At 67.7% G+C, this 20500-nt stretch carries 22 protein-coding genes and 2 tRNA genes; 16 read left to right on the forward strand and 8 right to left on the reverse strand.

Annotated features, from left to right (window positions below):
• Position 1 precedes the first annotated feature (1 nt).
• From yidC to rpmH, 4 genes are read right to left on the reverse strand one after another with little or no spacing between them, the layout of a single operon-like run.
• Complete coding sequence (gene yidC, locus M4I32_RS05395; protein WP_319033448.1) at positions 2-1105, reverse strand: membrane protein insertase YidC; 1104 nt, start codon at positions 1103-1105, stop codon at positions 2-4.
• A gap of 3 nt (positions 1106-1108) precedes the next feature.
• Complete coding sequence (gene yidD / locus M4I32_RS05400) at positions 1109-1483, reverse strand: membrane protein insertion efficiency factor YidD (RefSeq protein WP_319033449.1); 375 nt, start codon at positions 1481-1483, stop codon at positions 1109-1111.
• A complete protein-coding gene (rnpA, locus tag M4I32_RS05405) occupies positions 1480-1809 on the reverse strand; it encodes a ribonuclease P protein component (protein WP_319033450.1) in 330 nt (109 codons plus the stop codon). Before rnpA ends, yidD begins: the two co-directional genes overlap by 4 nt.
• Positions 1810-1818: 9 nt before the next feature.
• Positions 1819-1956, reverse strand: a complete 138-nt coding sequence (rpmH, locus tag M4I32_RS05410; RefSeq protein ID WP_319033451.1) for a 50S ribosomal protein L34 — start codon at positions 1954-1956, stop codon at positions 1819-1821.
• A gap of 318 nt (positions 1957-2274) precedes the next feature.
• On the opposite strand from rpmH, the gene dnaA reads away from it, so the two are divergent.
• The 11 genes from dnaA (at position 2275) to M4I32_RS05465 (ending at position 14147) form a co-directional block, all read left to right on the forward strand.
• A complete protein-coding gene (dnaA, locus tag M4I32_RS05415) occupies positions 2275-3708 on the forward strand; it encodes a chromosomal replication initiator protein DnaA (RefSeq protein ID WP_319033452.1) in 1434 nt (477 codons plus the stop codon).
• A 425-nt stretch (positions 3709-4133) separates the two neighbouring features.
• Positions 4134-5282 carry a DNA polymerase III subunit beta gene (gene dnaN, locus M4I32_RS05420; RefSeq protein ID WP_319033453.1) on the forward strand — a complete coding sequence of 383 codons (1149 nt, stop codon included), beginning with the start codon at positions 4134-4136 and terminating at the stop codon, positions 5280-5282.
• Positions 5283-5332: 50 nt separating this feature from the next.
• Positions 5333-6532, forward strand: a complete 1200-nt coding sequence (recF, locus tag M4I32_RS05425; RefSeq protein ID WP_319033454.1) for a DNA replication/repair protein RecF — start codon at positions 5333-5335, stop codon at positions 6530-6532.
• Complete coding sequence (locus M4I32_RS05430) at positions 6522-7010, forward strand: DUF721 domain-containing protein (RefSeq protein WP_319033455.1); 489 nt, start codon at positions 6522-6524, stop codon at positions 7008-7010. Before recF ends, M4I32_RS05430 begins: the two co-directional genes overlap by 11 nt.
• A 124-nt stretch (positions 7011-7134) precedes the next feature.
• A complete protein-coding gene (gene gyrB, locus M4I32_RS05435; protein WP_319033456.1) occupies positions 7135-9171 on the forward strand; it encodes a DNA topoisomerase (ATP-hydrolyzing) subunit B in 2037 nt (678 codons plus the stop codon).
• A 28-nt stretch (positions 9172-9199) separates the two neighbouring features.
• Positions 9200-11779: a DNA gyrase subunit A gene (gene gyrA / locus M4I32_RS05440; RefSeq protein WP_319033457.1), complete on the forward strand. Its 2580-nt coding sequence runs from the start codon at positions 9200-9202 to the stop codon at positions 11777-11779.
• Positions 11780-11782: 3 nt separating this feature from the next.
• Complete coding sequence (locus M4I32_RS05445; protein WP_319033458.1) at positions 11783-12187, forward strand: DUF3566 domain-containing protein; 405 nt, start codon at positions 11783-11785, stop codon at positions 12185-12187.
• Between the two features lie 87 nt (positions 12188-12274).
• Positions 12275-12348: transfer RNA gene (locus M4I32_RS05450), tRNA-Ile, on the forward strand.
• Positions 12349-12365: 17 nt separating this feature from the next.
• Positions 12366-12438, forward strand: a tRNA-Ala gene (locus M4I32_RS05455).
• Between the two features lie 54 nt (positions 12439-12492).
• Complete coding sequence (locus M4I32_RS05460) at positions 12493-12921, forward strand: NUDIX hydrolase (RefSeq protein ID WP_319033459.1); 429 nt, start codon at positions 12493-12495, stop codon at positions 12919-12921.
• A gap of 23 nt (positions 12922-12944) precedes the next feature.
• Complete coding sequence (locus M4I32_RS05465; protein WP_319033460.1) at positions 12945-14147, forward strand: FAD-dependent oxidoreductase; 1203 nt, start codon at positions 12945-12947, stop codon at positions 14145-14147.
• On the opposite strand, the gene M4I32_RS05470 is transcribed toward M4I32_RS05465, so the two are convergent.
• Both M4I32_RS05470 and M4I32_RS05475 read right to left on the reverse strand, forming a co-directional pair.
• Positions 14110-14634 carry a YbaK/EbsC family protein gene (locus tag M4I32_RS05470; RefSeq protein WP_319033461.1) on the reverse strand — a complete coding sequence of 175 codons (525 nt, stop codon included), beginning with the start codon at positions 14632-14634 and terminating at the stop codon, positions 14110-14112. The genes M4I32_RS05465 and M4I32_RS05470 overlap by 38 nt on opposite strands.
• A complete protein-coding gene (locus tag M4I32_RS05475; protein ID WP_319033462.1) occupies positions 14627-15217 on the reverse strand; it encodes a DNA helicase in 591 nt (196 codons plus the stop codon). Before M4I32_RS05475 ends, M4I32_RS05470 begins: the two co-directional genes overlap by 8 nt.
• A gap of 105 nt (positions 15218-15322) precedes the next feature.
• On the opposite strand from M4I32_RS05475, the gene M4I32_RS05480 reads away from it, so the two are divergent.
• Together M4I32_RS05480 and M4I32_RS05485 are read left to right on the forward strand one after the other, a co-directional pair.
• Entirely contained in the window at positions 15323-15880 is a 558-nt protein-coding gene (locus M4I32_RS05480) for a peptidylprolyl isomerase (protein ID WP_319033463.1), read from the forward strand.
• A gap of 11 nt (positions 15881-15891) precedes the next feature.
• A complete protein-coding gene (locus M4I32_RS05485; RefSeq protein WP_319033464.1) occupies positions 15892-16746 on the forward strand; it encodes a rhomboid family intramembrane serine protease in 855 nt (284 codons plus the stop codon).
• Positions 16747-16818: 72 nt separating this feature from the next.
• On the opposite strand, the gene M4I32_RS05490 is transcribed toward M4I32_RS05485, so the two are convergent.
• Positions 16819-17052, reverse strand: coding sequence for a cell division protein CrgA (locus tag M4I32_RS05490; RefSeq protein WP_319033465.1), 234 nt, complete (start codon positions 17050-17052; stop codon positions 16819-16821).
• 53 nt (positions 17053-17105) lie between these two features.
• On the opposite strand from M4I32_RS05490, the gene M4I32_RS05495 reads away from it, so the two are divergent.
• The 3 genes from M4I32_RS05495 to M4I32_RS05505 are packed head-to-tail and all read left to right on the forward strand — an operon-like array spanning position 17106 to position 18758.
• Positions 17106-17933, forward strand: coding sequence for a class E sortase (locus M4I32_RS05495; RefSeq protein WP_319033466.1), 828 nt, complete (start codon positions 17106-17108; stop codon positions 17931-17933).
• Positions 17933-18088 carry a hypothetical protein gene (locus M4I32_RS05500; protein WP_319033467.1) on the forward strand — a complete coding sequence of 52 codons (156 nt, stop codon included), beginning with the start codon at positions 17933-17935 and terminating at the stop codon, positions 18086-18088. Before M4I32_RS05495 ends, M4I32_RS05500 begins: the two co-directional genes overlap by 1 nt.
• Before the next feature lie 25 nt (positions 18089-18113).
• A complete protein-coding gene (locus M4I32_RS05505; RefSeq protein ID WP_319033468.1) occupies positions 18114-18758 on the forward strand; it encodes an anthranilate synthase component II in 645 nt (214 codons plus the stop codon).
• A gap of 6 nt (positions 18759-18764) precedes the next feature.
• On the opposite strand, the gene pknB is transcribed toward M4I32_RS05505, so the two are convergent.
• Complete coding sequence (gene pknB, locus M4I32_RS05510) at positions 18765-20471, reverse strand: Stk1 family PASTA domain-containing Ser/Thr kinase (protein ID WP_319033469.1); 1707 nt, start codon at positions 20469-20471, stop codon at positions 18765-18767.
• Positions 20472-20500: the final 29 nt, after the last annotated feature.

The following is a 20500-nucleotide window of genomic DNA, read 5'->3' on the forward strand; positions in this document are numbered from 1 at the left end:
CTCAGCGAGAAGTACTTTTGCCGGGGGAGTCGGGACCGTCGCCGCCGGGCTTCTTCGACCCGCCGGCGGCATCCCGGTTTCCCGCGGTCTTACCCGTCTGGCCCTGCTTCTTGGCGCGCTGCTTGCCCATCGGCTGCTGACGCTTCGGAGTCTGGGACTTGGCCTTTTCGGCTTCGGCCAGCAGGCGCTCCTGCTCCTCGACCCACTTGGACATCGGCACGACCTTGCCCTCGGCGTTGATCGCCTTTCCCTTGCGCGCGAGACGCTCCTCACGCGCCTTGGCCGCATCCGACCCGGGAGTCGGCATCTCGCGGATGACGATGAACTGCTGCACCATGGTCCAGATGTTGGACGTGAACCAGTAGATGACCACACCCAGCGGGAAGAACACACCCGAGAAGATGAACGCCAGCGGCAGGATGTAGAGCATGATCTTCTGCATCTGATACGCCTGGCCGGTCTTGGCTTCGGGCGACAGGTTCTTCGAGATGATCTGCAGCTGGGTGAAGAACTGCGACACGATCATCAGCGCCACGAGGATGACGAGGATGACGATCGCGACGGTGTTGCTGCTGTTGACCGCATCGATGAGGGTCTCGTGCAGCGAAGCCACGCCGAACAGCCTCGCGTCGTAGAACTCCTGGGTGAGCTCGTTGTTGAGCAGCCCCACGCCGCTGAAGCCGGGGTCGTCGCCGATACGCTGCACATCGTTCAGCACGCTGAACAGCGCGAAGAAGATGGGCATCTGCACCAGCAGCGGCAGACAGCTCGACACCGGTGTCGTGCCGTGCTTCTTGTACAGGGCCATCGTCTCGCGGCTCATCGCCTCACGCGAGAGCTGATCACGCTTGCCCTTGTACTTCTCCTGAACTTTTCGCAGTTCAGGAGCGATTTCCATCATCTTGCGCTGGCTCTTGATCTGTCGCACGAACAGAGGGATCAGTGCCGCGCGCACGACGATGACGAGCCCGATGATGGAGAGCACCCAGGTGATGCCCTCTGCCGCGGGCAGGCCCATCGCGGTGAACAACCAGTGCCAGGCGACCAGCACGAGCTCGACCGCCCACTTGAGCGGCCAGAGGATGATTCCGATCAGATCCGGCACGGATCAGTCCTTTCTCGGGGGAGCAGGCACGACGAAGCCCCGCGGGGTCAGCTCGTACATGAAGTCTCGGTGGGGAGGCACATCGTCGATGCCGCCCTGCGCCCACGGGTGGCATCGCGACAAGCGGCGCGCCGCGCGGACTGAGCCGACCACGGCGCCGTACTGCTGGACCGCCCCGACCGCGTACGACGAGCACGAGGGGTAGTACTTGCACACGTCGCCGTAGATCGGCGAGATCGTGGCGCGATAGACCCACAGAATCCCGAGCGCGACATTGCGTGGGACGAGTGCGAGCGACTGCACGAGGAACCGCGCTCCCCGCGCTGCAGAGAAATGCCCCGCGCCCGTCATCGCGGTGGGAAGCGGTGCGCCGCTCATCGTGTGCGCTCCAGACAGCGCTGCACCTGCGCGTGCAGCGTGGCGTAATCGGCGGTCGCCGCCGGCGGAAGAGCACGGATCACGACGTCTCTCCCCTTCTCCATGGCTGGAAGCAGGTCCCGACACGCTGCCTTGAGTCGTCGCCGCACCGTGTTGCGGGTGACGGCGGTCCCGACGCTCTTCGCGACGATGAAACCGAAACGCACGTCATCCCCGCCATGGGGGACGACGTGCGTGACAAGTACTCCCCCTGCGCATCGGCGGCCCCGGCGGACGACGTGCCTGTAGTCGTCGCCGCGGGTCAGCCGATTCGCCCTCGAGAGCACCGCGAGCGGCTACGCGGAGAGTTCGGTGCGCCCCTTGGCGCGGCGCGCCGAGAGGATGCCACGCCCTGCGCGCGTGCGCATGCGAGCGCGGAAGCCGTGCTTCTTGGCGCGACGGCGGGTGTTGGGCTGGAAAGTACGCTTGCTCATGGATTCACTCCGGGATACGAGTCACCGGGGCGGGCGACCGGAGACGACGGGTATGCGGTACGAAACTGCCCGAAAGCAGAAGTCAACTTCCAAAGGATACGCTCTGACCCACCGCCGCCACAAACCGAGTTGTGGGAGCAGATTATGGCGGGTCGTCCGATCGCCACCTGGCAGTGACACACCCACGCGTTCTACAGTGGATGCTGCTCCGCGGGGAGCGCCCCTGGTGCGAACCCCGGAAGTTATCCACAGGTTCGGCGACGGATTTCCCCCGTTCCCCTGCGGATTCCCACACCGCGATTCGAGCCCGGGGGGCCCATGTCTCAGCACGATGTTCCAGACGTCTCGATCTGGGCGGCCGTGCTCGATGCGCTCGCCCGCGACGATCGTGTCACGCCACAGCTCCAGGGCTTCCTCAGCCTCGCCGTGCCCCAGGGGATCATGGGCGGGACGCTGTACCTCGATGTGCCGAACGACCTCACCGCGGCCCAGTTCAACAAGCGCATGCGTGCGTCGATCCTCGAGGCACTCGCCCACATCGACCACCCCACCTCCGCCGCCACGTTCCGGGTCGTGGTAAACCCCGAGCTGGTCGACGCACACCTCGCCGATTCCCGCGGATCGGACGAGGCGCGGGCGAACGCCGAGAGCACGGGATCGCCCGCTCTGCGCTCCTACGTCGACACCCCCGCAGAGACGCCGGCGAGCGCCTCGCGAAACGACACCAGGCTGAACCCCAAGTACACCTTCGACAACTTCGTCATCGGGCAGTCGAACCGATTCGCCCATGCAGCCGCGGTCGCTGTGGCCGAGGCACCGGCCAAGGCGTACAACCCGCTGTTCATCTACGGCGACTCCGGGCTGGGCAAGACCCACCTGCTGCACGCGATCGGTGACTACGCACTCAACCTCTACGCCGGCATCCGGGTTCGCTACGTCTCGAGCGAGGAGTTCACCAACGACTTCATCAACTCGATCGCCAACAACCGCGGATCCGCGTTCCAGGCGCGTTATCGCGACGTCGACATCCTCCTGATCGACGACATCCAGTTCCTGCAGGGACGCGCCGAGACGCAGGAGGCGTTCTTCCACACCTTCAACACCCTGCACGACCACGACAAGCAGGTGGTCATCACGAGCGACGTGCCGCCCAAGCACCTCACCGGCTTCGAGGACCGGATGCGCAGCAGGTTCGAGTGGGGACTGATCACCGACGTGCAGGCGCCAGACCTCGAGACCCGCGAGGCGATCCTGCGCAAGAAGGCGCAGAGCGAACGCCTCCATGTGCCGGACGACGTGCTGGAGTACATCGCCACCAAGGTGTCGAGCAACATCCGGGAGCTCGAGGGCGCCCTGATCCGCGTCTCAGCCTTCGCCAACCTCAACCGCTCGGCCCTCGACGTGCAGCTCGCCCAGACGGTGCTGCGCGACATCATCGACCAGGACGACGCCAATGTCGTCTCGCCGACCGACATCATCACCGCGACCGCGCAGTACTTCAAGCTCACCGTCGACGATCTGTACGGCTCCAGTCGGTCGCAGGCCGTCGCCACGGCGCGCCAGATCGCCATGTACCTGTGCCGAGAGCGCACGAGCCTGTCCCTGCCGAAGATCGGGCAGCTCTTCGGCAACCGGGATCACACCACCGTGATGTACGCCTACAAGAAGATCAGCGACCTGATGAAGGAGCGGCGGTCCCTGTACAACCAGGTCACCGAGATCACCGCGATCCTCGGACGCTCCTCCCGCTGACCACGAACGCCGCACGCCACGCCACGCATCCGCACTTGACACGGAGCTCGGCGGGACGCCAACATACGCCTTTTCACAGTGTGGATAACTTGTGGATAAACCCGGACAACCCGGGCGCACATGTGCACCGCTGGGCCGCCCCTGTGGAGAACCCATCGGTCGGACCACGGCGACGGTGTCGGTGTACCCGGCGCATTCCGCAGCGGTTCCACATCTCACACGCGTGTAGTTCCCATACGGCGACGGCGTTACCCGGACTTCTCCACAGTTTCCACAGGCGTTAACACCGTTAACAAGAATTTCCTTTAAGCCACCGAGATCCCATGACCTTCGCCATCGGGCGCTCGTCCCAGGCGTGGTCACGGAGAACTCCCTCGGGCGCACTAGCATGGGAACCCCTCACCCACGACGACAAGGGAGCGCCCGTGAAGTTCCACGTCAACCGCGATGTCTTCAGCGACGCGGTGTCGTTCGTCGTCAAGCTGCTTCCGCAGCGCAATCCACAGCCGATCCTCGCCGGCGTGCTGATCGAGGCGGGGCCGGACGGGCTCTCCCTCTCGGCCTTCGACTACGAGGCTTCTGCACGCACGCTCATCGAGGCCACGGTCGACAGTCCCGGCACGATCCTCGTGCACGGCCGGATGCTCTCCGAGATCGCCAGCCGGCTGCCGAACGCCCCGATCGAGGTGTCGGTGCAGGACGACGGCGGCATCCTCGTCACCTGCGGCTCCGCGCGCTTCACGCTCCCCGCGATGCCCGTGCAGGAATACCCCGCGATCCCCGAGGTCGCGGGCGAGCCGGGGCTGGTCCCTTCCGAGGATTTCGCCACGGCCATCGCCCAGGTCGCCTTCGCCGCCTCGCGCGATGATGTGACGCCAGTGCTCACGGGCGTGCAGCTCGAGGTCACCGGCACGAGCCTGAGCCTTGTCGCGACCGACCGCTACCGGGTCGCGCTGCGCGAGATCCCCTGGGACGGCGGATCCGCCGTCGCCGAGGACGCGTCTGCGCTGGTACCGGCCCGCACCCTGCAGGAGGTCGGCAAGACCTTCGCGCACGGCAGCGACATCCGGATCGCCTTCTCCGGATCCGGCGATCGCGAGATCATCGCCTTCTCCTCGGGGGACCGCACCGTCACGTCGCTGCTGATCAAGGGCAACTTCCCCCCGGTCCGACGCCTGTTCCCCGAGCAGAATGATCACTACGCCGTGGTCAACACCGCTGAGCTGGCCGAAGCGGTGCGCCGCATGCAGATCGTGCTCGATCGTTCGGCGCCGCTTCGGTTCACGTTCAACGGCGACGGCGTGACGATGGATGCGTCGGGCGGCGACCAGGCTCGCGCTTCGGAGTCGGTCGACGCGCACATCCAGGGCGAAGAGGTCGTGCTGGGGTTGAACCCGCAGTACCTGATCGAGGCCCTGACCGCGGTGCGCAGCGAGTTCGTGCGCATCACCTTCACCTCGTCCGACAACGCGAACAAGCTGAGCCCGGTGCTCATCACGAGCCAGACCTCGGTCGACCGCTCGGGCGACGACACGTTCAAGTACCTGCTGCAGCCGAACCTGCTGCTGCGCTGACGGGGCGGCACGATCCTGAGGGGTCCGCGCCTCGCCCTAGGGTTGATCCCGTGATCGTCGAGCATGTCAGCCTCACCGACTTCCGCAACTACGCGGGAGCGGAGGTCGAGCTGGGTCCCGGCGCGAATCTGTTCGTGGGGAGCAACGGACAGGGCAAGACGAACCTCGCCGAGGCCATCGCCTTCATGGCGACGCTCGGCTCGCACCGCGTCTCGAGCGATCAGCCCCTCGTGCGGGCCGGCAGGGATGCCGCCATCGTGCGCATCCGGGTCGCGCACGCGGGTCGGCGCATCCGGCTCGAGGCCCAGGTGAATCGGCAGGGTTCGAACCGCGCCCGGGTGAACGGCGCAGACGTCCGGCCCGCCGAGCTGCCGCGCTACGCGCAGGTCGTCGTTTTCGCCCCGGAAGACCTCGGGATCGTGCGAGGCGACCCCTCGACCCGACGCCGATTCGCCGACCAGCTGCTCATCCAGCGCAGTCCGCGTATGGCCGGTGTCATCGCGGACTACGAGCGGGTGATCAGGCAGCGCGGTGCCCTGTTGAAGTCGGCACGAGCGCGTGGGATAAAGGGCGACGCGCTGTCGACCCTCGACGTGTGGAACGACAAGCTGGTCGCGCTCGGCTCCGAGCTGATCGACGCGCGCGTCGCGCTCGCCGCCGACCTCGCCGAACCCCTCGCGGATGCGTATCGCGCCATCGCGGGAGCGGACCACGACCCGCGTGCGGAGTGGCTGCTCTCGATCGGCGGCGGCGATCCCGAGGAAGGCGTCGACGGTACCGGAGACGCCGTGGACGGCAGCACGCCGGATCGCTTTCGTCACGCGCTCGCCGCGGCGCGGACGGCGGAGCTCGACCGCGGTGTGAACCTCGTGGGTCCGCATCGTGACGATCTGATGCTGCGGATCCGGGATCTGCCGGTCAAGGGCTACGCCTCGCACGGTGAGTCGTGGTCGGTCGCGCTGTCGCTCCGTCTGGCATCGGCGCAGCTCCTGCGGGCGGAATCGCAGGCGGGGGACCCGGTGCTGATCCTCGACGACGTGTTCGCCGAGCTCGATGTGGGACGGCGCCGACGACTTTCCGCGGTCACGGCGGACTACGAGCAGGTCATCGTCACGGCCGCCGTGCTCGAGGACGTGCCCGTCGATCTGCGTCGCCGCACGGTGCGCATCGACGCGGGGAGCATCGTCGGCCCCGCCGAGGACGGCGAGCGCAGCGAGCGCACCGAGGGCGAGGACACCGGTGACAGGTGACGCCGAGGCATCGCTCCCTCTGACCGTGACCACGTACGTGCGCCTGCGCGGCATCCCCGCACCTCGCGCCCGCCGTCGCCGGCGCCGGGAACCCGACGACGAGCACGCGCCGTTCGCACCCGGTCGCGACCCGCGAGGCCTCGGCGACGTCGTCTCGGCCCTCACCCGGGAGGCCGGGTGGGACTCCCAGCTGGCCCGGGAGGATCTGATGCTGCAGTGGAACGAGGTGGCGGGTGCGCAGACGGCCGCTCACGCGCGACCGGTGGCGCTGGATGCCGGCGTGCTGACGGTGCAGTGCGACTCGACCGCGTGGGCCAAACAGCTCTCGTTGCTGCGCGCCGAGATCGTCACTCGCCTGGCCCGCGCCCACCCCGATGCGGGCATCGAAGGCATTCGGTTCATCGGCCCCGACGTCCCCTCGTGGAAATGGGGCACCAGAACGATTCCAGGGCGCGGTCCGCGCGATACATACGGCTGAGGGTGCGTTTGGGTGGGTAGCGGCATTTTTCGGCCCGCAGAGGCCCGGAATGCCGTTTCGGCCGCGTCGGCTCGGGTAGGCTGGGGAGGTCGCCTTCCCTGACGATCTGGAGCGCCGAAAGCCTATGAATTCTGACTCGAACGACAGCGCTCCGACGGACCCGCGCCCCTCGTCAGGCGCCCCGGTGTCCCCCGAGTACGGTGCGGAATCGATCCAGGTTCTCGAGGGGCTCGAGGCCGTTCGCAAACGTCCCGGTATGTACATCGGCTCGACGGGGCCGCGCGGTCTGCACCACCTCGTCTACGAGATCGTCGACAACTCGGTCGACGAGGCCCTCGCCGGTCACTGCGACACCATCGACGTGACGCTGCTGGCCGATGGCGGGGTGCGCGTCGTCGACAACGGCCGCGGCATCCCCGTCGACATGCACCGCACCGAGGGAAAGTCGACCGTCGAGGTCGTGCTGACGGTGCTCCACGCGGGCGGCAAGTTCGGCGGGGGCGGCTACGCCGTCTCCGGCGGTCTCCACGGCGTCGGCTCATCGGTCGTGAACGCGCTCTCGATGCGGCTGGAGGTCGAGGTGTTCCGGCAGGGACACGTCTGGCGGCAGAGCTACAGCGGAGGCGGCGTTCCCACCTCGCCACTCGAGCGGGGCGAAGAGAGCGACCGCACCGGCACCACGATCACCTTCTGGCCGGACCCCGAGATCTTCGAGACGGTCGACTTCGACTACGACACGCTGCGCACGCGGTTCCAGCAGATGGCCTTCCTGAACAAGGGCCTCACGCTGGCGGTGCGCGACGAGCGCCCGGACAAGGCGCTCGAGGAGGATGTCGAGGGGCATCCGGTGCTGCGGCAGCCGGGCGACACCTTCCTCTATGAGCGCGGGCTCGTCGACTACGTGGAGTACCTCAACCGCGCGCGCAAGACCGACGCCGTCAACGAAGACGTCATCTCCTTCGAGTCCGAGGATCCCGAGCGCAAGATCGCGCTCGAGGTGGCCATGCAGTGGACCACGAGCTACACCGAGAACGTCTTCACGTACGCCAACACGATCAACACCCACGAGGGTGGCACGCACGAGGAGGGATTCCGTGCAGCGCTGACGACCCTCGTGAACCGGTACGCCCGCACGAACAACCTCCTCAAGGAGAAGGACGAGAACCTCTCGGGCGACGACGTGCGCGAGGGCCTCACGGCGGTGATCTCGGTCAAGCTCGGCGAACCCCAGTTCGAAGGCCAGACCAAGACCAAGCTCGGCAACACCGAGGCGAAGGCCTTCGTCCAGAAGGTCGTGTGGGACCAGCTCGGCGACTGGTTCGACCGCAACCCGCCGCAGGCCAAGAACATCATCCGCAAGGCGATCGACGCCGCCAACGCGCGCCTCGCCGCCCGCAAGGCGCGTGAGACCGCGCGCCGCAAGAGCGTCTTCGAATCGGCCTCGATGCCCGACAAGCTCAAGGACTGCACGAGCAAGGACCCCTCGATCAGCGAGATCTTCCTCGTCGAGGGGGACTCGGCCGGCGGTTCCGCCGTGCAGGGACGCGATCCCCACACGCAGGCCATCCTGGCGCTGCGGGGGAAGATCCTGAACGTCGAGCGGGCGCGGCTCGACCGAACCCTCGGCAACGCCGAGATCCAGGCGATGATCTCGGCCTTCGGCACGGGGATCGGCGAAGAGTTCGACATTCAGCGGGCGAGGTACCACAAGATCGTGCTGATGGCCGATGCCGACGTCGACGGCCAGCACATCACGACGCTCCTGTTGACCCTGCTGTTCCGGTACATGCGGGGACTCATCGAGGCGGGCTACGTGTACCTGGCGCAGCCGCCCCTCTACCGGCTCAAGTGGACGAACTCGCCGCACCAGTACGTGTTCTCGGACCGCGAGCGCGACGCACTGCTCACCGCCGGTCAGGCGGAGGGCAAGCGGATTCCGCGGGACAACGGCATCCAGCGCTACAAGGGCCTGGGCGAGATGAACGACAAAGAGCTGTGGGACACGACCATGAACCCGGAGGAGCGGACGCTCCTGCAGGTGACGATCGATGATGCCGCCGCTGCGGACGAGATCTTCTCGACCCTGATGGGCGAGGACGTCGAGTCCCGCCGGCATTTCATCCAGCGGAACGCGAAGGACGTCCGCTTCCTCGACATCTGATCCCGGTGAGACCGACGGAAGAACCTAGATGACTGACGAACAGCGCCCGGACCTGACGCCGGAACACAACCACGGCAGGATCGACGCCGTCGACCTGCAGTCCGAGATGCAGCGCAGCTATCTCGACTACGCCATGAGCGTGATCGTCGGCCGTGCCCTCCCCGACATCCGCGACGGACTGAAGCCGGTGCACCGTCGCGTGCTGTACGGCATGTACGACGGCGGGTTCCGCCCCGACAAGTCCTTCAGCAAGTGCGCGCGCGTCGTCGGCGAGGTCATGGGTCAGTACCACCCGCATGGCGACTCGCCGATCTACGAGGCGCTGGTGCGCCTGGTGCAGCCATGGTCGATGCGCTACCCGCTCGCGCTCGGTCAGGGCAACTTCGGCTCCCCCGGCAACCAGGGCGCAGCGGCCCCGCGCTACACCGAGACGAAGATGGCTCCGCTCGCGCTCGAGATGGTGCGCGACATCGAAGAGGAGACCGTCGACTTCCAGGACAACTACGACGGACAGACGCAGGAGCCGACGGTGCTGCCGGCGCGGTTCCCGAACCTGCTCGTCAACGGATCGGTCGGGATCGCGGTCGGGATGGCGACCAACATCCCCCCGCACAACCTGCGCGAAGTCAGCGACGGCGTGTTGTGGGCTCTCGATCATCCCGATGCCTCGCAGGAGGAGTTGCTCGACGCCCTCATGGCGCGGGTGAAGGGACCCGACTTCCCGACGGGCGCCCAGATCCTCGGCACCCGCGGCATCCACGAGGCCTACCGCACCGGCCGCGGGTCCATCACGATGCGCGCTGTCGTCAACGTCGAAGAGATCCAGGGCCGCACCTGTCTCGTGATCACGGAGCTGCCCTACCAGGTCAATCCCGACAACGTCGCGATCAAGATCCGCGACCTCGCCCGCGACGGCAAGATCCAGGGGATCGCCGATATCCGCGACGAGACGTCGGGACGCACCGGCCAGCGTCTGGTGATCGTGCTGAAGCGGGATGCCGTCGCGAAAGTCGTGCTCAACAACCTCTACAAGCACACGCAGCTGCAGGACAACTTCGGTGCCAATATGCTCGCGATCGTCGACGGGGTGCCGCGCACCCTCGCTCTCGACGGCTTCGTCACGCTCTGGATCGAACACCAGATCGAGGTCATCGTCCGCCGGACGACGTACCGGCTGCGCAAAGCCGAAGAGCGGATGCACATCCTGCGCGGATACCTCAAGGCGCTCGATGCGCTCGACGAGGTCATCGCTCTGATCCGTGCATCGGCGTCAGCGGATGACGCGCGTGACGGACTGAAGACCCTGCTCGACATCGACGACCTGCAGGCACGGGCGATCCTCGAGCTGCAGCTGCGTCGCCTTGCGGCCCTGGAGCGTCAGGCGATCGTCGACGAGGCGACCAAGCTCGAGGCGCAGATCGAGGACCTGCGCGACATCCTCGCCCGTCCGGAACGTCAGCGCACGATCGTTCGCGACGAACTCGCGGAGATCGTCGCGAAGTACGGCGACGAACGCCGCACCGAGATCCTCATGGGCTTCGACGGCGACATGTCGATGGAGGATCTGATCCCCGAGGAGCAGATGGTCGTCTCGCTCACGCGCGAGGGATACATCAAGCGCACCCGCAGCGACAACTACCGCTCGCAGCATCGCGGTGGGCGAGGAGTCAAGGGCGCCCAGCTGCGCGCCGACGACGTCGTGGAGCACTTCTTCGTGACCACGACGCACCACTGGCTGCTGTTCTTCACGACCAAGGGTCGGGTCTACCGGGCGAAGGCCTACGAGGTGCCGGAGGCGGGCCGTGACGCCAAGGGACAGCACGTGGCGAACCTGCTGGCGCTGCAGCCGGACGAAGAGATCGCCCAGGTGCTCGACATCCGCGACTATGCGGCGGCGACCTACCTCGTCCTCGCCACTCGCGCCGGGCTGGTGAAGAAGACGCGCTTGACCGAGTACGACACCAACCGCCAGGGCGGGATCATCGCGATCAGCCTGCGGGAGGGCGACGAGCTCGTCTCGGCGCTGCTGGTCGAACCGGAACAGGACATCTTGCTCGTCTCGCACCACGGCATGTCGCTGCGGTTCACCGCCGGCGACGAGACCCTGCGTCCGATGGGGCGTTCCACGGCGGGCGTCAAGGGCATGTCGTTCCGAGACGACGACAGCCTGCTCGCCGCGCGCGTCGCACGGGAGACGCTGAGCGGCGGCGGCGCCTTCGTCTTCGTCGTCACCGACGGCGGCTATGCCAAGCGGACGGCCGTGGAGGAGTACCGTACGCAATCGCGCGGTGGGCTGGGCATCAAGGTGGCCAAGCTCAACGACGAACGGGGTGTTCTGGCGGGCGCTCTGCTGGTGCGCGAGGACGACGAGGTGCTTGTGGTTCTTGCCAGCGGCAAGGTGGTACGATCCTCCGTGGCCGAAGTGCCGGCGAAGGGCCGCAACACCATGGGTGTCGTCTTCGCCCGCCCCGATGACGCAGACAAGATCATCGCGGTCGCGGTAGGGGGCGAGCGCGAGATCGACACGAAGGTGGCGACCGCGAGCGGCGAAGAGGGAGTTCCCCTCGCGACCGCCTCGGAGGCATCGACGTCCCCCGACGAAAGTTGACCCATGAGTAGTGTTGCCGACAAGCTGGCGAAGAAATCGACGCGGCAGACGAGCGCCAAGCAGGTGCGCCTGCGCCTGGTGTACATCGACTTCTGGTCCGCGGTGAAGCTGTCGTTCCTGGCGGCCGTGGCATTGGCGATCGTGACGGTGGTCTCGTCCTTCCTGATCTACATGGTCGTGCAGACGACGGGCCTGATCGCCCAGATCGACCAGTTCTTCCAGAGCTTCTCCGAGAACGGCATCTCGATCTCGGAGATCGTGGGACTGCCGCAGGTGATGGCGTTCTCGGCGGTCGTCGCGATCCTCAACCTGATCGTCGTGACGGTGCTGGGCGCGGTCGTCGCCGGCATCTACAACCTCGCCGTCAAGGTGACGGGCGGACTGCTGGTCGGTTTCACCTCCAACTGACCCGCGTCGGCCTGCACGAGCGTCCCGGCAGACGTCGGAACAGATTTCGTGAAAGGACCCGCGTTCGGGTAAAGTCTTGGAGGTTGCGGGGCTATAGCTCAGGCGGTTAGAGCGCTTCACTGATAATGAAGAGGTCCCAGGTTCAAGTCCTGGTAGCCCCACCGGTTCCTCCCCCCGCGGGGCCTTAGCTCAGTTGGTAGAGCGCCTGCTTTGCAAGCAGGATGTCAGGAGTTCGAATCTCCTAGGCTCCACACAGTATCCATCCTCCGCGGTGCCGTCCGTCGTGCCTGGCTAGGCTGGCAGGAATGGACCTCCGCGTCGCCGCCTACGCCGTCATCACCGATGACGACGGCCGCATCCTGCTCGCCCATGGACGGCAGGGACGCCGCACGGCGTGGACGCTTCCCGGCGGCGGCCTGGAATCGGGGGAAGACCCGGAGAACGCCGTGCGACGCGAGGTACGCGAAGAGACCGGGTATCGCGTGCGCGTGGATGAACTGCTCGGCATCCACTCGAGGGTCATCCCGGAGGGCCGCCGCGTGCACCGCGACACCGGAGCGCCGCTGCACGCATTGCGCATCGTCTATCGCGCCGCCATCACGGGGGGCCGCCTGCGTGACGAGGTGGGCGGCACCACCGACCGTGCGGAATGGTTCACGGTCGCCGCCGCCCGCTCCCTACGGCGTGTGCGCCTGATCGACATCGGCCTGAAGATGGCGGGTCTACGCGCGTAGGGTGCGGGACGGAGGGAGAGAACATGCACGCGGTCATCTGCGGCGCGGGTATCGCCGGCCTGAGCGCCGCCCTCTCACTGCACCGCCACGGGTGGCGGGTCAGCGTGGTCGAGCAGGCTCCTCGGCTGCGCGACGGCGGCTACATGATCGACTTCTTCGGGCCGGGCTACGCGGCGGCGGAGCGCATCGGCGTGCTCGACGCGCTCCACGCGCTCGCCCACGAGGTCGATGCAGCCACCTGGGCGGACTGGAACGGGCGCGTACGAGCACGGCTTCACTACGCGCGGATGCGGCAGGTCGCGCAGGGCCGGCTGCTCTCGCTCCTGCGCGGTGATCTCGAGCGTGCTCTGTTCGCGGCGCTGCCGCCGGGGGTGGATCTGCGCTTCGACGCCCGCATCAGTGAGATCGTTCACCGGGAGGACGGTGTGACCCTGCGGATCGACACCGGGGGGAACGGCAAGACAGGACCGACCACCGAAGAGATGAACGCCGACCTGCTCGTCGGGGCGGACGGGGTGCATTCGAGCATCCGGTCGCAGGTCTTCGGTACCGTGATCGACCCGGTACGGCCGCTCGGGCTGCACACCGCGGCCTGGTTCGCGAGAGCCGATGGTCCTGTGCGAGACGCGGTCGGCAGGGACTTCGCCATCATGAACGCTCCGGGGCGCATGGCCGCCGGGTACGACGTCGGTGACGAACGGATCGCGGCGTTCTTCGTCTATACGGACGCGGCTCGGCACGCACCGGTCGATCCCCTGGCGGAGATACGCGCACGGTACCGCTCCTTCGGCGGCTTCGTGCCGCACCTGCTCGGGATCCCCCCGCAGGATGAGGTCTACAGCGATGTCGTCGCGCAGGTCCAGCTGCCGCGGTGGCACGACCGTCGGGTCATCCTGATCGGCGATGCCGCCTGCGCCGTCTCTCTCATCGCCGGTCAGGGCGCCTCCATCGCCCTCGCCATGGGCGTCGCCCTCGGCGAGACACTCGCCGTTTCGGGACGGGACGCAGAGGATGGTGACGTGGATGCTGCGCTGGCCGAGTTCGAGGAGCGCGTGCGCCCCGGTGTGGAAGCCACACAGGCGAACGGCCGACGCACGGCGGCCTGGTTCGTGCCGACCAACCGGCTGCGGATCGTTCTGCGCAACGCGATGATGCGCGTCGCCGACTTTCCTCCGGCCCTGCGCCTCGTCACTCCCCTAGGTGCGCTGCGGAGGGAACGTCTGTGATGTCGGTCACGACGGCATCGAGCGCGGACAGCAGCTCAGCGGCGTCCGCGACGACGTTGTAACCGTGGGACCCGGCGCCCATCGACACCTGGCCGCCGATCGACGCGTCCGCGACCACCGGCCACCGCTGCGCACTGCCGAGCGGGACGATCGTGCCGCGCTCGTACCCGGTAGCGGCCAGCGCTTCGTCGGGAGTGGCGAGACGCAGGCGGTTCACGCCGAGAGCCGCGCGCAGCTTGGGCCACGAGATCTGCCGATCGCCGGGCACGAGTGCGAAGAGGAACCCCTCGCCGCGCCGCGCTACGACCAGCGTCTTCACGATCTCGCGGGGGGCGATTCCCAGTGCCGCAGCGGCCTCCTCGAGCGAGCGGGCCGGCGGGCGGCGGCGCACCCGGATGGACAGACCAAGAGAGGATGCCGCGTCGCGCACTCGCGCGGTCGCGGCATCCTCTGACGGGTCATGCCCGGATGGAGCCGGTTCAGGCATCCGGTGCGGCGAGGGGGTCGTCCGCGACCCACAGCTCGTCGTCTGCCCGGAGCGTCTGCCAGGCGGCGTACAGCACGCCGAGGGCCGCGACGGCGCCGAACACGATGGCGATCACACCGCCGACGCCGATGCCCGACTTCTGGGGCGCGGGCGAGTAGGCCGAGAGCTTCTTCGACATCGCCTTGGTGGCCTTCTTGCGGTAGCCATCGGCCTTCTTGTTGAACTTCTTGGAGCTCGGCAGCTCGAAGCCGCGACCCGCGGCCAGCCGGGCGCGGGTGTCATTGGCCGTGTCCCACACCGACATGGCCGAGCCGACGGCGGAACCGACGGCGGGGATCACCCGGTCATCGAGGGTGTGACGGCTGTAACGAACCGTCTTGTCGACCGCCGGCAGAACGCGGGACTCGTAGGCCCCCTGCACGGCGGGACCGACCTGCTCGCGGGAGAAGTGGCCGAGCTGCCGGCGCGCTTCCCGAGCGACGTTCGCCGCCTCTCCGACGAGAACCTGCTGGGATTCCCACAGTTTGTTGGCGGAATCCTGGAGCTTTCGGAGTTCCTTCTTGCGCTTGCGGCTCAGGCTCATGTGGCCTCCTCGATCGCTGATGGACGACGGGCGTCGACCTCCATCTTGCCACGTCGCGCCGCCCCCGCCGGGCTTTGGGGCAAAGTCCTATGCGAGAATGGCAGGATGCCGCACCCCACCGCCGTCGCGACCCTTCACACCAACCACGGCGACATCGCCGTGAATCTCTACGGAGACCACGCACCACGCACCGTGGGAAACTTCATCGGCCTCTCCGACGGCACGGGAGAGTGGACCGACCCGAAGACGGGTGAGCCGGGCGAGGGACCGCTGTACACCGATGTCGTGTTCCACCGCATCATCCCGGGGTTCATGATCCAGGGGGGCGACCCGCTCGGTCAGGGCACCGGCGGCCCGGGCTACACCTTCGACGACGAGATCCACCCGGAACTGACCTTCGGCTCCGCCTATATCCTCGCGATGGCCAACGCCGGCCTGCGTCGCAACTCGATCACCGGCAAGGCCGAGGGAACGAACGGCTCGCAGTTCTTCATCACCACCGACCCCACGCCCTGGCTGCAGGGCAAGCACACGATCTTCGGCGAGGTCGCCGATGACGCATCGCGTGCAGTCGTGGACGCGATCGCACAGGTTCCGACGGCGGCCGGCGACCGGCCGATCGAGCCCGTCGTGATCCAGTCGATCGACGTCACCAAGCTCTGACGGCGGCCCGCGTGACCGCTGACGCGCCGCGCAACGCCGACGACTTCTGCTACCGGCATCCGGATCGGCGCAGCTTCGTGCTGTGCCAGCGGTGCCTGCGCACGATCTGCCCCGAGTGTCAGACGCAGTCCGCGGTGGGTGTGATCTGCCCGGAATGCATGACGGCGCAGAAGCAGCAGACGCCCAAGCGGGTGCGCCGCGCCGTGCGGCGGGTCGACAGCCGTCCACTCGTGACGTACTGGATCGTCGGCGTCACGGTCGGGTTCTTCATCCTCGGCTTCGCGTTTCCGGTCGTCCAGTCGCTCCTGGCGTTCAACAGCGCCTTCATCGATCCGACCACGGGCGTGCCGTTCCAGCCGTGGCGCATCTTCACCGTCGCACTGGTGCACTCGGGGTTCTGGCACGTGGGCCTCAACATGCTCGCGGTGTGGCTGATCGGGCGCAGCCTCGAGCCGCTTCTCGGGCACGGGCGGTTTCTGGCGCTCTACGTGATCAGCGCGCTGGGCGGCTCGACGGCCGTCGCGCTCTGGTCGACGACCCCCTTCGTGATCGGGTTCGACAACTCGGTCGTCGGCGCCTCCGGAGCGGTGTTCGGCCTGCTCGGGGCGCTCCTCGTGATCGGACGACACATCGGCGCCAACATCACCGGCATCCTGATCATCCTCGGCATCAACCTGGTGATCGGCTTCATCCCCGGCTTCGGGATCTCCTGGCAGTCTCACCTGGGTGGTCTCGCCGTTGGCGCTCTGCTCGGGCTGATCTATGCCCGCACGCGTCGGGCCGACCAGTCGGTCGCTCAGAACCTGCTGGTCGGGGCCGTCGTCGTCGCTCTCGTCGCTGCCTGCGCGGTGCCCGCGCTGGTCTGATCCGCCGCGAAATGATCCACAGGGTTATCCACAGTGTGGATAATCACACCGGTGTAATTCCCGCCGTGGCGCTCAGCGCCACCGCGTCGTCATCAGAAAGCCGATGAGGGCGATGCCGAAGCCGATGGCGAGATTCCAGGCCTCGATCCCGGGGATGGGCAGGACACCGCCACTGACATAGAAGACGAGCACCCAGACCAGACCGAGCAGCATGAAGCCGAACATGATCGGCTTGAACCACACGGGGTTGGGGGTGTCGGCGTCGCGCCGCGGCGTTTCGGGATCGACGTCGTCTGAACGGGCCATGGTCCAAGTCTAGTCAGCAGGCGCCGCTCAGCAGGATGTCCTATGATCGCGGCGTGGATTCCGCCGAAACCGGGGGGGACGGTCCCACCCCTGCCGCCCCCGTGCACGAGACGCGCCGGTCGCGCGCGCGCCGGCCGCGCCGGCGTGCCAGCATCCCCGGAGTCATCGGCGAGGTCCTGGTGACCGCCGGTGTCGTCGTCCTCCTCTTCGTCGTGTGGCAGATGGGGATCGGCGACGCGCTCGCTGCCGCGAAGAACCAGGCCGAAGCAGAGGCGTTGTCAGAGCAGTGGTCCCAGGGCGTCGAGGCGGACCCGCAGGAGCCGGAGCCGCTGCCGGAGGAGACTCCCGCAGCCGAGCCGGCCGCAGAGCCCGTGGTGCTCCCCGAGGCCGCGGACGGCGAGGTCTTCGGCATCATGCGGATTCCGCGCTTCGGCGACGATTTCGCCGTGAACATCGGCGGCGGCGTCTCGCGGGAGCGCACCCTGGACACGATCGGCGTCGGCCACTACCCCGGCACGCAGATGCCCGGCGAGGTGGGCAACTTCGCCGTCGCCGCACATCGCACCGGCTATGGCGGCGCGCCCTTCTACCAGATCGCCGAGCTGCACGTCGGGGACCCGATCGTGATCGAGACGGCCGACGGCTGGTACACCTACACGTTCCGATCGCTCGACTACGTGCGGCCCAGCGCCGTCGAGGTGCTCAATCCGATTCCGGCGGTCGACTCCGTCGGCGGCGTCGGGGAGCGCTACCTGACGATGACCAGCTGCTCACCCAAGCACACCCTGAACGAGAGGATCATCGCGTACAGCGTGTTCGATTCCTTCGTTCCGCGCGAAGAGGGCCCGCCGGCCTTCCTCGCGGCGGAAGGAGACGCCTGATGTACGCCGCCCTCTGGCACGTCCTGCCCGGCCCGTGGTGGCTCCGGCTGCTGATCGTCCTCGTGCTCGCCGCAGCGATCGTCGCGGCGCTGTTCCTCTACGTCTTCCCGGTCGTGTCGATGTGGCTCGCACCAGAAGAGGTGACGGTGCAGTGACCGGTGCCGCGGACGACGCACGACGATGAGTGACGTGCTCGTCGTCGACAACGACGACAGCTTCGTGTTCACGCTGTGCGACTACCTGAGTCAACTCGGCGCCCGCGTCGACGTCGTGCGCAGCCGCGAGATCGGCGACGGTAGCGCGGCGGCGACGATCGCGCCGTACCGCGCGGTGCTGCTCTCGCCCGGGCCCGGTGCTCCCCGCGATGCGGGAGCGAGCCCTGAGGTGGTGCGTGCCGCGGCTGCCGCACGCTCGCCCCTCCTGGGCGTCTGCCTCGGGCACCAGGCGATCGCCGAGGTGTTCGGTGGACGCGTCGAGACCGCGCCCGAGTTGATGCACGGCAAGGTGTCACGGGTGACGCACGACGGTGAGGGTCTGTTCGCGGGTCTGCCGCCGACCTTCATCGCCGGACGCTACCACTCGCTGGCGGTCGTCGAGGGTTCACTGCCTCCCGACCGGATCGAGGTGACGGCTCGCACCGACACCGGCACGATCATGGCGCTCCGTCACCGCACGTTGCCGATCTCGGGCGTCCAGTTCCATCCCGAGAGCGTGCTCACCGAGCACGGGTTCCGCCTGCTGGCCAACTGGCTCGCCTCGGCCGGGATGCCGCAGGCGCTGCCCGCCGCACGAGGGCGTCAGCCGCTCGTGGCCGCGGCATCCTGAGCAGCGTCAGGGAGAGTCCCCCGTGCAGGAGGTGAGCACGACCGTCGAGCCGACGGGGGCCTCACCCGGTGCGATGGACTGCTGCGACACGGTCGGTGGGTCCGTCGCCGGGCAGTTGGGGTCCTCGCTCGTCTCCACCGTCAGCTGCACGTTGGAGCCTTCGATCTCTTCGACCGCGCGCTCGAGGGTGAACCCGACATAGTTGTTCAGGGCGACGCGTCCGGTGGCCGTGACGAGGTCGACCGTCGAGCCGACGATGACCTCGGCGCCGTCGGAGGGCGTCGCCGAGATGACGGTCCCCTCGGACAGGCCGGGCACGCTGCGGGATGAGATCTGCCCGACCTGCAGACCGGCCGCGTCGAGCGCCGCACGCGCGTCTTCGGTGCTGAGGCCTTCGAGCGGGGGGATCTGGACCGTCTCGGCTCCCGTCGACACGTACACGCGGATCTCTTGAGCCACGTTCACGCTCGTCCCTGCTGCCGGCACGGATCGGATCACATCGCCTTCCGGCACGGAGCTGTTGGTCTCTTCGACGGGCACGGGCTCGAGATCCTCCTCGATGAGGAGCACTTCGGCGGCGTCATACGACATTCCGGAGATGTCGGGCACGATTCGCGAGTCGGCCGGCACATCCGAACCGGGCTGGATCGTCACGATCCAGAAGAACAGCGAGATGATCACGACGGCGAGCACGGCGACCCCGGTCCAGATCCACGCCGCGGGCGGGCCGCTCTGAGTGCGGGTCATCGTCGTATCGCTGCTCAGCTGCCGCAGCGAGCGTGCCGTCTCGGCGGCCTGACGGGGGTTGGGTCCGTAGAGATCGCTGGTCAGGGCGTTCACCTGACGCTTGCTCGGGGCGACGCCGTCGACGGCCTCGACGAGCGTCTCACGGAACTCGGCCGCGGTCTGGAACCGCTGGTAGGGGTCCTTCGCCAGCGCCCGCAGGACGACCGCATCGAGCGCACGCGATACCGACGGCGTGACCTCGGACGGGGGCACGGGCGCTTCGCTCACGTGCTGGTAGGCGACCGCGACGGGAGACTCGCCCCGGAACGGAGTGCGCCCGGTAAGCAGTTCGAACAGCACCACGCCGGTCGAGTACAGATCCGCGCGCGCGTCGACGGGCTCGCCCTTGGCCTGCTCCGGAGAGAAGTAGGCGGCCGTCCCGAGGATGGCGGTGGTGTCGGCCACGGTCGACGATGAGTCCGACACGGCGCGGGCGATGCCGAAGTCCATGACCTTGATCCCGCCGGAGGGGGTGATCATGATGTTGCCGGGCTTGATGTCGCGGTGCACGACGCCGGCCCGATGGGAGTACTCGAGGGCCTCGAGGATGCCGTCGACGTAGCGCACGGCATCGTTCTCGGGTACGGGGCCGTCGGCGATGACGTCCTTGAGCAGGGAACCGCGGACGAGTTCCATGACGATGTAGGGCACGGTGTGCACGGCGCCGGCGGCATCCGTCTCGCTGTCTTCGCCCGCGTCGTACACGCGGACGATCGTGGGGTGCGCCATGCGCGACGCGGCCTGCGCCTCGAGTCGGAACCGGGTGCGGAACGCCGAGTCATCGGCCAGATCGCGGTTGAGGATCTTGACGGCGACGGGCCGACCGAGGGTCTGATCGAATCCGCGGTAGACGCTGGCCATGCCGCCGCGCCCGATGAGGTCGTCGATGCGGTACCGACTCGAGAGCACGCGTGGCTCGTTCGTCACGGTGTACTCCTCGGCGCGTCGGACGACTG

The organism is Microbacterium sp. LRZ72, from assembly GCF_033792225.1.
GTDB lineage: Bacteria > Actinomycetota > Actinomycetes > Actinomycetales > Microbacteriaceae > Microbacterium.